Below are 15,643 nucleotides of genomic sequence, written 5' to 3'. Positions count from 1 at the left end.
TTCTATATTTTTAAAAAATTAAATAAAACATTAAAAATACAATTCCTTTTGAATATTATTAACTGTGAAGAAATACGATACTTAACATGACCTCACCAATAAAACTTAAGCTGTTTCGAATTTACCTTGACTTTAATTCAAATATTTTTACTTATTATTTTGGTATAAACTTAGATCAAATCATTGTTTGTAATTATATTTATTAATCTATTTATAATAAATAAGCCTCTTTAAAAGAGGCTTATTCTATTCAGTTTTTATTAGATATTGACTACTTTGACGATAATCGTTTGAGTATCTTCCTGCTCTTCGGCCAGATGCAAACGTTTAAGCTCTTTGCTTTTTACTTTGAACTGCAAGTTCTGATAAGAAATTGTGCTTGGTATCTGATCAAAATATTGACCATCAGCGTCAATTTCTTCCTGAAATAATGGTGTACCCAATTGATAGTCAAGACTTTTTAAGACTACATATTTTACTGTGGTTTTCATTCCAACACCCTACTTTCACTAAGCACTTTATTTTTATTTTTACCACTGTTCCGCCTGAGAAGAAACCTCTATTTTTGAAAATAGCCCAAGCTTTAACCATTCAGATTTTGCGATCAGATCAACATGAAATTACACTAATCTATGAAAAAAATTTTAACTTTCATAAAAATATAAATATACTTGGAGTTGATCGACAGAAAAAATCTGTCTAAATTGATCTAAAATCACTCCCACAAAGAAAAGAAAATATAGAGACTATGATAAAAACCTGTTGCGGCTTACTCGAAGAGAAAAACATAAAAATTGCCTTTATCGAAAGCGCAAGTTCTGGATATCTCAGTAGCCAGTTCTCCATTTGTAAAGGAGAAGGTGCCGAAATTCTGATTGGTGGTTTGATCTGCTACGATGTAAGTGTCAAGACTTCTGTATTGGGCATTTCCAAGAATCTGATCAATAGTCATACCGCGGAATCTATGCCGGTAACGGTTGCTCTGGCGGAAGCAGGTAAAAAAATGTTCCGTGATGCTGACTGGATTATCGCCTGTACAGGGTTACTTAAACCAGGTGGTAGCGCGACACCAGAGAAACCGGAAGGAACATTTTTTGTGGCCATTAATGACGGCACGCAAATCCATCAGTTCCAGTATTATCTCAAAGGCTCGCCACTTGAACGCCTCAACAAACTGTCAGCTGTGGTTGCACATGACATGATCAATCTGTTGAATAACAGCTAAGCTTTCAAAGTTACTGTATAGCCTGAATAAGCTTCATTATTTCTACCGTATTTTAAGATAGATTGGCATGATCAAATGCCAATCTATTTTTTTGAGGGTGGAATGACCATGAATATTAAAACTGCACTGCTCCTGCTCCCTCTGAGCTTGCCCACTCTGGCTTTCGCTACCGTAGGCGGTCCACAAAATATTGAAGTTCTAGGCTATGAAGTCAAAGAACAGAAGCTTTATATCATGCGTCATTATCTTGATGGTCGTGGACGCTTGCCTCAACTGTATTATTATAATTTTAAATCCCAAAAACCAAATCAATTGATTCAGGTCAGTTCCTTATATATCAATCCTAAAACCAAGCGCATCGATTATGATCAAGACAGTCGCAAGTTTGATCAGGACATTGCCAAAATCAAAAAACGTTTAGTTCCATTAAATCCGATTCAAAAATCAAAGCCACAGCTTAAGGTTTTAAAGACAACAAAAGGTAGCGCGCCTGCTTGGCATGATCCTCAGGAAAAAGTGCCAAAATGGACCTATCAATATCAAGTGAAATCTGGCTCACAAAAAAGTCCGGTTCAGCAAGCAGTCAGTTATCAGCAAGGCTTGAAAATTAGCCAGGCCTATAAAGTCCCGCGACAGAATAAAACCCTGGTAGTAGTAAAGTATCTGGGTATTCCTTTTGAAACAGGTTATAGCATTGAAGATCCGGCACTGTTAAGCCGATAACAGAATTCACTAAAAAAATAAGGTCTCAATTGAGACCTTATTTTTATTCTAGGACATTTACGGATTAAGCCGCTGTAGAACGCTCAGCGATTGACACTACTTTACGCAGTTCAGGACCGATATAGTCCGCGCTTGGACGGATAATACGATTGTCTGCACGCTGTTCCATCACATGCGCTGCCCAGCCTGTCACACGCGACATAACAAAGATCGGGGTAAACAGCTTGGTTGGAATGCCCATAAAGTGATAAGCCGAAGCATGGAAGAAATCCGCATTACAGAATAATTTCTTCTCGCGCCACATGACTTCTTCACAGCGTACTGACACCGGATAAAGTACGGTATCACCCACATCTTTGGCTAAACGCTCAGACCAGACTTTGATGATGCCATTACGCGGATCATTGTCCTTATAGATCGCATGACCGAAGCCCATGATTTTTTCTTTACGTTCCAGCATGCCCAGCATTTCACGCTCAGCTTCTTCTGGTGATTCCCAGTTTTCAATCATGTCCATCGCAGCTTCGTTAGCACCACCATGTAAAGGACCACGCAAGGAACCGATTGCACCGGTAATACAGGAATGCATATCTGACAGCGTTGATGCACACACACGAGCGGTAAAAGTTGAAGCGTTGAATTCGTGCTCTGCATATAGAATCAAGGAAACATTCATCACCTGTTCATGTAATTCGTTTGGCGTTTCGCCATGCAGTAGATGCAGGAACTGCGCACCGATTGAATCGTCATCGGTATTTTCTTCAATACGCACACCGTCATGGCTATAACGATACCAGTAACAAATGATTGCCGGCAAAGTTGCCAAAATACGGTCTGCGATATCCTGTTGCTGATCAAAAGACTGCTCAGTTTCAAGATTGCCCAGCATGGAAACGCCAGTACGCATCACATCCATTGGATGCGAGTCGGCAGGAATACGCTCAAGGACTTCTTTTAATGCCTGAGGTAAAGTGCGCAAGGATTTCAGTTTGGCTTTGTAGGCAGCCAATTGCTCTGCTGTCGGCAATTCTCCGAAGAAAATCAGATAAGCGACTTCTTCAAACTGGCAATGTTCAGCCAGATCCTGCACGTCATAGCCGCGATAGGTCAGACCTGCGCCACTTTTGCCTACTGTTGAAAGTGAGGTTTTACCTGCCACTTGTCCGCGCAATCCTGCGCCAGTGAGTACTTTTCCTTCAGCCATTTTTTTAATTCTCCTGTTTAAACAGTTTATCTAATGTGTCTTCGAAGCTGTGATAATCTAAAAATTCGTAGAGTTCTTTTCGTTGTTGCATAATATCCAGCACATTTACCTGAGTACCATGTTCGCGTACTGAACGCATCACTTCAAGTGCGGCTTTTTGCATTGCACGTGTCGCTGATAACGGATACAGCACCATGCCAATGCCCTGCTCCGCCAGTTCATCAACCGTATAATACGGTGTATCACCAAATTCGGTAATATTTGCCAAGACTGGCACACCGACCGCATCACACACTGTACGGTACATGGTGATATCGGTCATCGCCTCAGCAAAGATCGCATCTGCACCCGCTTCAACACAGGCAGAAGCACGATCAATCACTGCTTGCAAGCCTTCTTTTTGTAGCGCATCGGTACGCGCCATCACCACGAAGTTTGAATCGGTTTTCGCATCTACAGCCGCTTTGATACGATCGACCATTTCCTGCTGCGATACGATTTCTTTATTTGGACGATGACCACAACGCTTCTGTGCCACCTGATCTTCAATATGAACCGCAGCGGCTCCTGCTGCAATCATCTGCTTAATCGTGCGGGCAATATTTAATGCACCGCCCCAACCGGTATCGATATCAACCAGTAAAGGTGTATCCACACGTTCAGTGATCCGGCGTACATCTTCAAGAACATTATCCAGGCTGGTCATGCCCAGATCAGGCAAACCATAAGAATAATTCGCGACACCCGCACCTGATAAATAAATGGCTTTATAACCGACCTGTTTGGCCATCATGGCAGCATAGGCATTTACCGTGCCCATAATTTGCAATGGTTTCTCGACTTCAAGCGCTTGTCTAAATCTTAAACCTGCAGACATTTGTTCTGTCATCTTCCTTTTCCACAGTCTTGGCTATAATTATTGAAATTCGAGTATACTCATTTGGCTTGCTCATTCCATAACCTGATAGAACAAATACTCTAAAACTTTAGTCAAATTTTTAAGTTTTGCTTTACCTAATTAGCAAATAGCGCACTTATCTGGCGCAATTATGAAATATGTGCATATATTTGCTATGATGGCGTTTCAATCTCTATTGACATGTTGATGTACTATCTCCTATGCAAGACCTCGCCCTAGAACCGCTCGCCAAAGATCTGCCACAGACCAAACGTGGTCATGAGCGTTGTATTGCGCTGCTGATCAGTGCAACCGAGCTATTTCTGGAACGGGGTTATGATGCTGTGTCTCTGGATGATATCGTCCAGCATGCCGGTGGCTCTAAAGCCTCTATTTATAAGTACTTTGGCAATAAAGAGGGCTTGTTTAAAGCCATCTGCGATTATCGTCGTATCAAGTTTTTTGAAGATATCAGTATTCCGATCGAACTGATGGCACTGGATTTTCGTAGTTATTTAGTACACACGTTGCTTAATTTTTGTCACCAGATTATGCAACCGGAAAACTCGGCCTTTATGCGTCTGGTGCTGGAACAAAGCCAGCGTAATCCTGAACTTGCTCAGCATATTCATGAGCGAGGCCCGGTGCATGTGCAAAGTGCCATTGCCACGGCTTTAGAACAGGCAGATGCGCAAGGTTTATTGCATTGCGAAAATCCACAATATTCGGCGCAGCTGTATTTTGGTATTTTGCGCAATCTGGAATGGCGTATTCTGATGGGAATTCCGGTACAGGAAGATGATCAGGAAATCGACAAATACATCAGTTATTGTGTGGATCGCTTTTTAGACGGTCATCAAAAAGTCTAGTTTTTTTGCATTTTTCATTGCTTATAGTATATTAGCCGATTCCGTATTTTTTCTTAAACTAACCAACAACTGATTGTTGATCGAGTTTTTCGGCAATTATTGTGGAGTAACGAATGGCTCTCCGTCACTTTCTCACCTTACGCGATTTATCAACTTTAGAACTTAACCAGATTTTGCAACGCGCAATTGAGCTTAAGCGCAAACAGCATAACAATGAAGTGTTCCAACCATTTGTTGGTAAAGTGATGGGCATGATTTTTGAAAAATCGAGTACCCGTACGCGTGTTTCGTTTGAAGCTGGCATGAGCCAATTTGGTGGTAGCGCGATTTTCCTGTCTTCACGCGATACCCAGTTAGGTCGTGGTGAACCGATTGAAGATTCTGCACGTGTGATTTCAAGCATGCTGGATATCGTGATGATCCGTACTTTCGGTCATGATATCGTGGAGCGTTTTGCATCTTATTCAAAAGTTCCTGTGATTAATGCTTTAACAGATGATCACCACCCTTGCCAGTTACTTGCTGATATGCAGACCTATGTAGAGCAACGTGGCTCAATTGAAGGGAAAACTGTGGCCTGGATCGGTGATGGCAACAATATGTGTAACTCTTATATTGAAGCTGCACATATGTGGGGCTTTAATCTGAAAATTGCAGCGCCAAAAGGCTATGAGCCACAAGAAAAATTCCTGTCTGAATTTGCGCATTGCGTGGAACTGGTTCCTTCTGCTGAAGATGCAGCGGTAAATGCCGACCTGATCGTGACTGACGTTTGGGCAAGCATGGGCCAGGAAGAAGAGCAAAAGATCCGTGAAAAAGCCTTTGCAGATTATCAGGTGAATGAACGTCTGATGGATCTTGCACATCCGGATTGCTTGTTTATGCACTGCTTGCCTGCGCATCGTGGTGAAGAGATTTCAGAAAATCTGCTTGACCATAAAAATGCCGTAGTTTGGGATGAAGCGGAAAATCGCTTGCACGCGCAAAAAGCTTTGATTGAATTCCTGATTAATGAAAATCTGAAAAAAGACTAATTTTTTTAAGATGAATCTTCACAAATTAAGCACCAATCTCTGGTGCTTTTTTTGTCTCAGCTCTTATAATCATTGTTGAAATGGAATAAAAAGTGATTTTATACAATGCAAAAAAAATATTGGGCTTTGGCACTCTTGACTGGTTTTAGCAGTGTCGCCTTACCGGTGCATGCTTCTGAATTTGACCAATATCTTCAAGAAAAAAATATTATTGACAGCAAATTTAAAATTCAGAAAAAAGCTGAGCTGAATGAATTGCTCGCAGTGCTCAGTGCAGAGGATTCCAGAACTTTACCATTGCAGATTGATCAAAATACGATTATTGAACAATTACAGTTAAGTGCCAATAAAACCACACTGAAAGGCATGATCATCACGCCCGATTTTAGCCAGTTTGAAAAAGACTTGGGGCGCAAAGAAGTGATGAAAGTCATTCGCAATAATCTGCTCAATAATTGTGAAATTTTCTTTGAGCATCGCTATCAGATTGAGAACCCTTACAAGGTTGAACTCAGCCTGAACTCGCAGACACAAACATATAAAACGGATATTTCCCAGAAAGATTGCAAATTAAAATAATCTAAACACATAAGACATTTATTTCGATTCAGGATTCAAGAATCCTGAAAACAAAAGGTAGCCGTGGCTACCTTTTTGATAAGGTTTGTTGTTATATCCTGCTAACGCACCAGACCCTGCGGCTGCAAAATAATAATCAACGCACCCAGTATCACCACCATGCCACCAAGCAGATCCCAACGCGATAGAGTCACTTGATCAACGAAGCGCAACCACATTAGCGCTGAAAAAATATAGATACCGCCATAAGCGGCATAGATTCGTCCTGAAGCAGCTGGATGCAAGGTTAACAGCCAGACAAAAGCCGCCAAAGCCAGAGTTGTCGGAATCCATAACCAGTGGCTTCTCCCCTGATTTAAAATCAGGTAGGGAAAATAACAGCCTAAAATTTCCATCAATGCCGTGACTAAAAACAGTAAAAATGTCGTGAACAGCTTGGTAACTTGAATATCCATAATTTATCTTTTAAATGATATAAATTTGATAATTTAAAATATGAGTGCATGAAAAAACCCGTGCAAGCACGGGTTTGATCCTTCTTTTTAATTAGGCTGGTTCAGCAGTCTGATCTTCAAAAACCTCAAGTTTTAAGCCAACCGCTTTACCATTTTCTTTTTTCACCGATACTGCAACATTGCCGCCATTTTCAGCCAGTTCACCAAACAGGATCATCTCAGCCAGCGGTTTTTTCAGGTGTTCCTGAATCAGACGTTGCATTGGACGTGCGCCCATTAAACGGTCATAGCCATGTTCTGACATCCATTCACGTGCACTCTGATCCACTTCCAGCATGACTTTTTTGTCATCCAGTTGTGCTTGAAGTTCAGTCAGGAATTTATCCACGACATTTTCAATAATGCTGCTTGGCAATGCCTTGAACTGAATCACGCCGTCGAGACGGTTACGGAATTCCGGCGAGAAGGCTTTCTTCATCGCTTCCTGATTATCGTTACTATTGTCCTGTTCCATAAAACCAATGCTGACACGTGAAATACTTTCAGCACCAATATTGGTGGTGAGTACCAAGACCACGTTACGGAAATCAGATTTACGCCCGTTATTATCAGTCAATGAACCATGATCCATAATCTGCAATAACAGGTTAAACACATCTGGATGCGCTTTTTCGATCTCATCGAGCAACAGTACACAATGCGGATTTTTATGAATCGCATCGGTCAATAACCCACCCTGATCAAAACCGACATAGCCCGGAGGTGCACCGATTAAACGAGACACCGCATGGCGTTCCATATATTCCGACATATCAAAGCGAACCAGTTCTACACCCATCTGTTTCGCCAGCTGCTTGGTCACTTCAGTTTTACCGACACCAGTTGGACCTGCAAAGACAAAACTACCTACAGGCTTGTCTGGAGATTTCAAACCGGCACGTGACAGTTTAATCGCAGATGCCAAGGCCTCAATCGCTTCATCCTGACCAAAGACCACACGTTTCAGATCGCGCTCAAGATTTTCCAGCACGCTCTTATCATCTTTAGAAACAGTTTTTGGTGGAATACGCGCAATTTTAGAGACGATGTCTTCAATATTTTCCACAGTAATCAAACTGTCGTCTTGCTCCGCTTTTAAACGGCGCTGAGCACCGGCCTCATCAATGACATCAATCGCCTTATCTGGCAAGAAACGGTCGTTGATAAATTTTGCAGAAAGTTCTACCGCAGACACCAAAGCTTGATCGTCATATTCCACATGATGAAAATCTTCAAACTTCGATTTCAGACCACGTAGGATATCAATGGTTTCAGAAATAGATGGCTCGTTCACATCAATTTTCTGGAAACGACGTGACAAAGCATGATCTTTCTCAAAGACCTGGCGGTATTCCTGGAAAGTGGTTGAGCCAATGCAACGTAAAGAACCATTTGCCAACGCCGGTTTGATCAGATTCGATGCATCCATGGTACTGCCCATACTCGAGCCTGCACCAATAATCATGTGAATTTCATCAATAAACAGCACTGCTTCAGGTTTCTTTTTCAGCGCATTTAAAAGCTGTTTCAAGCGTTTTTCAAAATCACCACGGTATTTAGTTCCTGCTACCAAAGCGCCGATGTCCAGACTGAAGATTTCAGCATTTTTCAGTGGTTTTGGCGCTTTACCATTAACGATCAGCCAAGCCAGTCCTTCAGCAATCGAGGTTTTACCAACACCTGGATCACCAACAAGCAATGGGTTGTTTTTACGACGGCGACAGAGAATTTGCGCGGCACGCTCGATTTCTTTTTCGCGACCAATTAGCGGATCGGTCTTGCCTTTTTGTGCTTCAACATTCAGGTTAGTGGTATAAAGCTCAAGTGGACCTGAACTTGCTGAAGACGCTGATTCGCCATCTAGGTCTTCGATTTCTTCTTCAGACTGTACATCTTCTTTACGGGTACCATGAGACAGGTACTGAGTCAGGGTCAGACGGTTAATTTGATGACGTTTCAGCAGATAGACTGCAAATGAGTCACGCTCAGAATACATGGCAACCAGAATATCGGCACCTTCTACAGTACGATCGCCGCCGCTTGATTGCACGTGAAAAATCGCGCGTTGCAAGATCCGGTCGAAGCTTTCTGTAGGGTGTGGTGCCTGATCACTATTTTCACCAAGTTTAGGGGTATGTTGTTCTACGTACTCTTCTAATTCCTTACGCAACACGATGATGTCCGCACCACATGCTTTGAGGGCATTCACGGCAGAATCGTTGTCAAGCAAGGCTAACAATAAATGTTCTACGGTCAGGAACTCATGTCTCTTTTGACGAGCCATGCTGACAGCCAAACGTAGTGATACTTCTAATTGACGACTGAGCATGTAACCCCCTTAATCTTTAGGCTCTATTTGGCAAAGTAACGGATGACCTTGTGATCGAGCATAATTATTGACTTGGTTCGCTTTGGTCTCCGCAATGTCTCGAGGATAGACCCCAGCTACACCCTTTCCTTCATAATGTACAGTTAGCATTACTTGTGTAGCTTGGTCAAGATTCATTGCAAAGTATTGTTGTAAAATTTCAATTACAAACTCCATCGGCGTATAGTCGTCATTTAATAAAACAACGGCATACAACGGTGGACGTTTCAGTTCTGGCGGTGCGGTCTGTACAGCTAAGTCAGAATCACCGTCTTCAGAGGGTTCATTTGCTAAACGTGGGCTGATATGCCAATCAACGATTCCAGACTCATTAAAAGAATTTTTAATATCATTTAAACACATTTGACGTTTATTGCTTGGCATAAGATTTATATTTCACACTTAATTTGCATTTGCTTCGGTTTTCGGAATTTCTGACAAGGTAGCAGACTGATTTTCTACTGCTTTGCCCTGTTCCCAACTAAAACGACGAATTACAGGTTTGGCACCAGTAAGACGCACTTCAATAAATTCTGGCTTAAAGCCTTTCGGCATGGTCCAGCGGCCAGTGAGTCGCTCATAATTTTCAAAATTAAAGTTTTTATCTTCCAGTGGCACCACCAGAATTTCCGCACCTTTAATCAGGCGCAATTCCACACTACCTGAGGCACGGCTTTTGCCTGGACTGACCTGAACCAGATCAATCTGGTATTCAAAGGCATTTTCGGGTAATGGTTTAATCGACAGGTTTTGAACCGCCAATGCCAAACCACCACGCTGACGCAAGATCTCGCGATAAATGGTTCCCACACTTTCGGCCTGAACCTGTTCATCACGTGCCTTGGTCATGGCCAGATACAGATCATTGGCATTGCTGACAGCCAGATCACGCTCCTGAACCGCAGTATTTAGCGTCTTGTTCAGTGTTTCCAGACTGGCTTTCTGAGTCTGTACCACATCGACCAGTTGCTCTGCATCTGCGTCATAACCCGCCGCAGTCAAACCCTGACGATGTCCTACGGTATATCCGAGTACGCCACTGCTTAAGATCAATACAGCCGCACCAATGGCTAAGGGGGTATTGCCTTTCATGAATGGTTTCTTAGTACCGGGTTCCTGAGGAAGCGTCGTATTTGACTCGTTATTCGGCATTTTGATCTCTTGTTTGCTTTAATCAAGACACACATTTAAATCCAAATCTAAATGTGTGTGAAGTTCTAATACGTTTTTTATGGTAATAAACCAATATTATTTAAGCCAGCATCTTCAGCAAAGCCAAACATCAAGTTCATGTTTTGCACAGCCTGTCCTGCTGCACCTTTCACCAGATTGTCTTGTGCAACCAGGATCACCAGTTTTGTTGGTTGTGGCTTATACAAGGCAATACGCAACTGATTCGCTCCACGCACTGAACGGGTTTCGGGTGAGCTACCCGCCGGCATAACATCGACAAATGCTTCATTGGCATAGAACTGCTCATATAGCGCTTGTAAATCTGCTAATTGGCCTGCTTCAGTTAAATCGATATAGATGGTCGACAACATACCACGAATCATCGGCACCAAATGCGGTACAAATAAAATATGATCAAACACATTTTTTTGACCTGAAATTTTTTCCAATGCTTCGACAATTTCAGGGTGATGACGATGACCCGCTACACCATAGGCCTTAAAATTATCGGAATTTTCAGAATAAATCATGCCCAGACTGGCTTTACGACCTGCACCTGATACACCAGATTTGGCATCGATAATAATGCTTTCAGGTTTCACCAATGCTTCAGCCGCTTTTAAGACTGGCGCCAGACCCAACTGAACTGTAGTTGGATAACACCCCGGATTCCCGATCACACTGGCCTTTTTAATTTCTTCACGATTTAGCTCAGATAAACCATAAACAGAATCTTTTAACAGTTCTGGACATGCATGTTGCATGCCATACCATTTTTCAAACTGTTCAAGATCTTGTAAACGAAAATCTGCCGCCAAGTCGATCACTTTGGTATTTGCAGCAACCAGCTCTTCGGCATGTTTCATTGCGACACCATGCGGTGTTGCAAAGAACACCACATCGCATGATTTTAATAAACCCAGACTCAAATCAGAAAATTTAAGATTGGTATGCCCGCGCAAGCTTGGGAACATGTCATCTACACGACGACCTGCTTCAGTACGTGATGTCAGTGCTGTTACATTTACATCTGGATGTCGTAGCAAAAGACGCAAAAGTTCAACGCCTGTATAACCCGTACCACCCACAATACCCACTGAAATCACGATGATTACCTCAAATAAATGTTTCCTTTATACAGCCTAGTATGACAGGAAGTTGAGGTTTTCTAAACCATTTCACTGGGGTTTGCTGGTTTTTTAATTGATCAGTAGGATAAGTCCGATTTTGATCATGAAACTTTTAATTTGCTTAGGCTATTTCAATAGAGTTATATGGACTTATTAATTATGGTTTTAGGCACCCCACCAATATGGCAACGGCGTATTTTTCAGCGTTATACGATGCTGCTGGAAATGCTGATCATGCTTAGCAACTTCTGCCCAAAAGCGTGGACTATGATCAAAATGCTTTGTGTGTACCAGTTCATGGACAGCGACATAATGCGTGACCTCTTCAGGAAATAATACCAGCGCGCTGTTCAACATAATGTCATGCTTGGCAGAACAACTGCCCCAACGGGTTTTAGGTTGTCGAATACTGCAGTTTTTAAAAGGCAACCGACATTGCTGTGAGACAAGATTTAAATATGAAGGAAGCTGTTCTTTTGCGTAGGCAATCACGAAAGTTTTTAAATATTCTTCAGGATGTCGGTCACTGATCCAAAGCTGTAGATCTTCATGATCAAAAATAAAGTTGTTTTTCTGGCTGTGATAAGAAATTTTTACTGCTGCTTTTAGATTGAATAACCGCAGCTCACTCGGTAGCGTCCGGTCAATATTTTCGATTTTTTCCTGCTGGGATTGCCAGGTTTTAATCAGCCAGCTTTCAGATTGTTCAATAAAATGCTGTATCTGTTTTTTGCTGCAAAAAACCGGTGCTGTCAGACGAATCTGGGTCGCATCGACACGCAAACGTAACCGTGTTGAACGGACATTTCGGGTGATTTGAATTTCGGGTAGGTCGGATAAGGTCATTATAGTTTTTTTTAATCTCCCCAAACCCCTTTTTTTCAAAGAGGGGCTTTTAAAAGTCTCCCTTCTTGCACTTGTTTTTAAAGCAGTGTTTTAAAACTTCGCTCAGGGAGATTTAGAGGGATTTTTTCTAGAAAGTTTAATTAAACCGCAGTACGCTCTTCAATTCCGTTATCCGTCGCGACAATGGCGATATCTGCTTTATTAATCGCAAAGATCCCGTTACACACCACGCCCGGAATATCGTTTAAGGTTTTTTCCAGTTCAAGCGCATTTAGAATATTCAGGTTGTACACGTCTAGAATCACGTTACCGTTGTCAGTTACCACACCTTCACGATAAGCAGGATCGCCACCCAAAGATACAATTTTACGCGCAACCGCAGAACGTGCCATTGGAATCACTTCTACAGGAAGCGGAAACTCACGACCCAATTGTCCAACCCATTTTGAATCATCCACGATACACACAAATTTTTTCGCAATAGAGGCAACAATTTTTTCACGTGTCAATGCTGCGCCGCCACCTTTGATCATATGCATATGACGATCAATTTCGTCTGCGCCATCGACATAGGCATCTAAACCACTGACAGAGTTCATATCCACTACTTCAATACCGAGCTTTTTTAAGCGCTGTGCAGTTGCTTCTGAACTGGCTACCGCAGCTTCCAATTGCAGCTCAGGCAATAAGTCAATTAAAAAGTTTACAGTACTGCCTGTACCTACGCCTAAAATGCCCCCTTTTGGCAAGTGTTTTAAAGCGGCTTTGGCTGCTGCTTGTTTTTTCTCATCTTGGGTTGCATATAGACTCATGGCTTCACTCAACTATTTTGGACTTTTGCAGCTTTTTTAAACCGCAAAGCCGTGTGGTTTGTTACAATAAGCCCCTATTTTAAACTGTTAGATGGAAAATTAACATGCTGTCTCGTTTGGTTCGACAAATTTTACAAGCAACGGTCTACGATGTTGCAATCGAAACTCCACTCGAAGCAGCGCCACGAATTAGCGAACGACTCAATAATAATATCCGCTTTAAACGTGAAGATTTACAACCGGTTTTTTCATTCAAGCTACGCGGTGCCTATAACCGTATTAGTCAATTACCGAAATCACAAATGGAACGTGGCGTTATTACTGCTTCAGCGGGTAACCATGCACAGGGCGTGGCACTCTCAGGGAAAAAGCTGGGTATTCGCGCGATTATTGTGATGCCTAAAACCACGCCTGATATCAAGGTGCAGGCGGTTAAACGTCTGGGTGGCGAAGTGGTTTTGCATGGCGATTCATTTGATGTTGCCAATAAATATGCAATTCAACGTGCCCAAGAAGATGGCATGACTTTCATTCCACCTTATGATGATGAATTGGTGATTGCTGGCCAAGGCACCATTGCTAATGAAATTCTGCGTCAATGGCGCGATGTGGATTACGTGTTTGTCGCAGTTGGCGGTGGCGGCCTGATCGCAGGTGTTGCAGCGTATTTAGGTGATGTCGCACCACACGTTAAAGTCATTCCAGTTGAATACGACGAATCTGCCTGTTTAAAAGCTGCTTTAGAAGCCAATGAGCGTGTCATTCTTCCATCTGTGGGCTTGTTTGCTGATGGCACGGCGGTAGCCCAAATTGGTGAAAAACCATTTGATGTGATTCGTCTGCAAAAGTCGGACAATTCAGGCCCGATCGTTGAACCGAATGTGGTGCTGGTGAATACGGATGAAGTCTGTGCAGCGATTAAAGACACTTATGACGAATGCCGTAGCATTGTCGAACCATCTGGTGCAATGGCTCTGGCAGGTATTAAAAAATACGTGGCTGAACATGGCATCGAAGGGAAGAACATGGTGTCGATTGTCTGCGGCGCCAATATGAACTTCGACCGTTTACGCTATATCGCTGAACGTACCGAATTGGGTGAACGCAAAGAAGCGATTTTTGCCGTGACCATTCCGGAACAGAAAGGTTCATTCCTGAGTTTCTGCCGTGCATTACAAGGCCGTAATATCACTGAATTTAACTACCGTGCCAGCGATGCTTCTGCTGCGCAAGTCTTTGTCGGCATCAGTCTGAAAAATGGCGAGAAAGAACGTCAGGAAATTTATGAAACCTTAAAGTTCCAGTATGACGTTGACGATCTGTCTGATGACGAAGTGGCCAAACTGCATATCCGTTATCTGATTGGTGGTCATGCCGATATTGAAAATGAGCGCCTGTTCCGCGTGGAATTCCCGGAGCGTCCTGGCGCTTTACTGATGTTCCTGGAACGTCTTGGCCCAACCCATAACATTACCCTGTTCCACTACCGTAACCACGGCGCTGCTGAAGGACGTGTTCTGGTGGGTCTTGAAGCAACCGATGCACAACAGAATCCGGATGGCTTGATCGAAACTCTCGAAACCATTACCTATCCATATCAGGAAATTACCAATAATCTGGGTTATCAACGTTTCTTGAAGTAATTCTTTCAAACATAAACCGCCTTTCGAGGCGGTTTTTTTAGGATGATATTCTAGGCAGATTTAAAAATGTATCATGAATGAAAACACCAATTATCCATTAATTTCCAATCTTGTTAAAATTAAAAACAATTACAAAAACAGAACCTTAAGATATGAATATCACTTTTATTATTATTTTGCTCACCACTTTATTTGTCTATTTATACGGCTATCCAGCATACAAATTAAATCAAGAAGAAGATCGTGTTCGAACAAGTATGAAAAATATTCCCAGTAATGCAACCGCAAATAACCTCAGCAACATCGCTGGTATAGAGGCACATTCAGAAATACTCAACCAGTATCCCAAATTTGTTTATATTTTTCTAAATCATTATAAAGAAGTGAAATTAGATCCTAAAATTTCAGCTTTTGTAAAAAGCTTTTCTTGTTCCTCAATCGATAATTTAAAAACTTATCCTCAACTCAAACGCCAAGCCACACTCAATATCATGAAGGATGATCATCATGAATTCGAATACATCATCCAAAACAGCTATGGAACCTTATATACACATCGTCAGGTTATGTCTGACTGTCCAAATTTTCAATCTGTACTTCAGATGAAAGAAGCGTAAATACTTCAAAGATCTGTACTATTTTTAC

The 15,643-nt window shown here is 42.1% G+C and carries 17 protein-coding genes; 7 read left to right on the top strand and 10 right to left on the bottom strand.

Annotated elements, in window-relative coordinates:
- Window positions 1-260: 260 nt before the first annotated feature.
- Window positions 261-491 carry a hypothetical protein gene (locus tag MWG72_RS07490; protein WP_004280185.1) on the bottom strand — a complete coding sequence of 77 codons (231 nt, stop codon included), beginning with the start codon at window positions 489-491 and terminating at the stop codon, window positions 261-263.
- Between the two features lie 257 nt (window positions 492-748).
- On the opposite strand from MWG72_RS07490, the gene MWG72_RS07485 reads away from it, so the two are divergent.
- Both MWG72_RS07485 and MWG72_RS07480 read left to right on the top strand, forming a co-directional pair.
- Window positions 749-1,225: a CinA family protein gene (locus MWG72_RS07485; RefSeq protein ID WP_004280184.1), complete on the top strand. Its 477-nt coding sequence runs from the start codon at window positions 749-751 to the stop codon at window positions 1,223-1,225.
- A gap of 102 nt (window positions 1,226-1,327) precedes the next feature.
- Window positions 1,328-1,948 (top strand): aminotransferase, encoded by a 621-nt coding sequence (locus MWG72_RS07480; protein ID WP_247143595.1) that lies wholly within the window; start codon window positions 1,328-1,330, stop codon window positions 1,946-1,948.
- Window positions 1,949-2,012: 64 nt separating this feature from the next.
- Here MWG72_RS07480 and prpC read toward each other — a convergent pair whose 3' ends face one another.
- Together prpC and prpB are read right to left on the bottom strand one after the other, a co-directional pair.
- A complete protein-coding gene (prpC, locus tag MWG72_RS07475) occupies window positions 2,013-3,152 on the bottom strand; it encodes a bifunctional 2-methylcitrate synthase/citrate synthase (RefSeq protein WP_247143594.1) in 1,140 nt (379 codons plus the stop codon).
- A gap of 4 nt (window positions 3,153-3,156) precedes the next feature.
- A complete protein-coding gene (gene prpB, locus MWG72_RS07470; RefSeq protein WP_004280180.1) occupies window positions 3,157-4,041 on the bottom strand; it encodes a methylisocitrate lyase in 885 nt (294 codons plus the stop codon).
- A gap of 230 nt (window positions 4,042-4,271) precedes the next feature.
- Here prpB and MWG72_RS07465 point away from each other — a divergent pair, with 230 nt between their 5' ends.
- From MWG72_RS07465 to MWG72_RS07455, 3 genes are all read left to right on the top strand, one after another.
- A complete protein-coding gene (locus MWG72_RS07465) occupies window positions 4,272-4,919 on the top strand; it encodes a TetR/AcrR family transcriptional regulator (protein ID WP_247143592.1) in 648 nt (215 codons plus the stop codon).
- Between the two features lie 113 nt (window positions 4,920-5,032).
- Window positions 5,033-5,953 (top strand): ornithine carbamoyltransferase, encoded by a 921-nt coding sequence (gene argF, locus MWG72_RS07460; protein WP_247143590.1) that lies wholly within the window; start codon window positions 5,033-5,035, stop codon window positions 5,951-5,953.
- Window positions 5,954-6,058: 105 nt separating this feature from the next.
- A complete protein-coding gene (locus tag MWG72_RS07455) occupies window positions 6,059-6,532 on the top strand; it encodes a hypothetical protein (RefSeq protein ID WP_004646787.1) in 474 nt (157 codons plus the stop codon).
- A 101-nt stretch (window positions 6,533-6,633) separates the two neighbouring features.
- Here MWG72_RS07455 and MWG72_RS07450 read toward each other — a convergent pair whose 3' ends face one another.
- The 7 genes from MWG72_RS07450 to rpiA all read right to left on the bottom strand — a co-directional run bounded on the left by MWG72_RS07450 (window position 6,634) and on the right by rpiA (window position 13,355).
- Entirely contained in the window at window positions 6,634-6,987 is a 354-nt protein-coding gene (locus MWG72_RS07450; protein WP_005246534.1) for a YnfA family protein, read from the bottom strand.
- A gap of 91 nt (window positions 6,988-7,078) precedes the next feature.
- Window positions 7,079-9,355, bottom strand: coding sequence for an ATP-dependent Clp protease ATP-binding subunit ClpA (gene clpA / locus MWG72_RS07445; protein ID WP_180038695.1), 2,277 nt, complete (start codon window positions 9,353-9,355; stop codon window positions 7,079-7,081).
- Between the two features lie 9 nt (window positions 9,356-9,364).
- On the bottom strand, window positions 9,365-9,778 hold the full coding sequence (gene clpS / locus MWG72_RS07440; RefSeq protein WP_247143588.1) for an ATP-dependent Clp protease adapter ClpS: 414 nt from the start codon (window positions 9,776-9,778) through the stop codon (window positions 9,365-9,367).
- Window positions 9,779-9,796: 18 nt separating this feature from the next.
- Entirely contained in the window at window positions 9,797-10,546 is a 750-nt protein-coding gene (locus MWG72_RS07435; RefSeq protein ID WP_180038696.1) for a DUF6776 family protein, read from the bottom strand.
- Window positions 10,547-10,623: 77 nt separating this feature from the next.
- Window positions 10,624-11,679 carry an N-acetyl-gamma-glutamyl-phosphate reductase gene (argC, locus tag MWG72_RS07430; protein WP_247143599.1) on the bottom strand — a complete coding sequence of 352 codons (1,056 nt, stop codon included), beginning with the start codon at window positions 11,677-11,679 and terminating at the stop codon, window positions 10,624-10,626.
- Between the two features lie 183 nt (window positions 11,680-11,862).
- The gene (locus tag MWG72_RS07425; protein ID WP_219309505.1) at window positions 11,863-12,543 is read right to left on the bottom strand and encodes a M48 family metallopeptidase; all 681 of its coding nucleotides are present in this window, start codon (window positions 12,541-12,543) and stop codon (window positions 11,863-11,865) included.
- A 140-nt stretch (window positions 12,544-12,683) separates the two neighbouring features.
- Window positions 12,684-13,355 (bottom strand): ribose-5-phosphate isomerase RpiA, encoded by a 672-nt coding sequence (rpiA, locus tag MWG72_RS07420; RefSeq protein WP_004279784.1) that lies wholly within the window; start codon window positions 13,353-13,355, stop codon window positions 12,684-12,686.
- A 104-nt stretch (window positions 13,356-13,459) separates the two neighbouring features.
- On the opposite strand from rpiA, the gene ilvA reads away from it, so the two are divergent.
- Window positions 13,460-14,998, top strand: coding sequence for a threonine ammonia-lyase, biosynthetic (gene ilvA, locus MWG72_RS07415; RefSeq protein ID WP_004646781.1), 1,539 nt, complete (start codon window positions 13,460-13,462; stop codon window positions 14,996-14,998).
- A gap of 152 nt (window positions 14,999-15,150) precedes the next feature.
- Window positions 15,151-15,615 (top strand): hypothetical protein, encoded by a 465-nt coding sequence (locus MWG72_RS07410; RefSeq protein ID WP_247143586.1) that lies wholly within the window; start codon window positions 15,151-15,153, stop codon window positions 15,613-15,615.
- The last annotated feature ends 28 nt before the right edge of the window (window positions 15,616-15,643 follow it).

Origin of the sequence: Acinetobacter lwoffii, assembly GCF_022967985.1 — a bacterium.
In the GTDB taxonomy this organism is placed as follows: Bacteria; Pseudomonadota; Gammaproteobacteria; order Pseudomonadales; family Moraxellaceae; genus Acinetobacter.
Note: the sequence above shows the minus strand (reverse complement) of the source record. Positions and strands in the feature narration are given on the sequence as shown.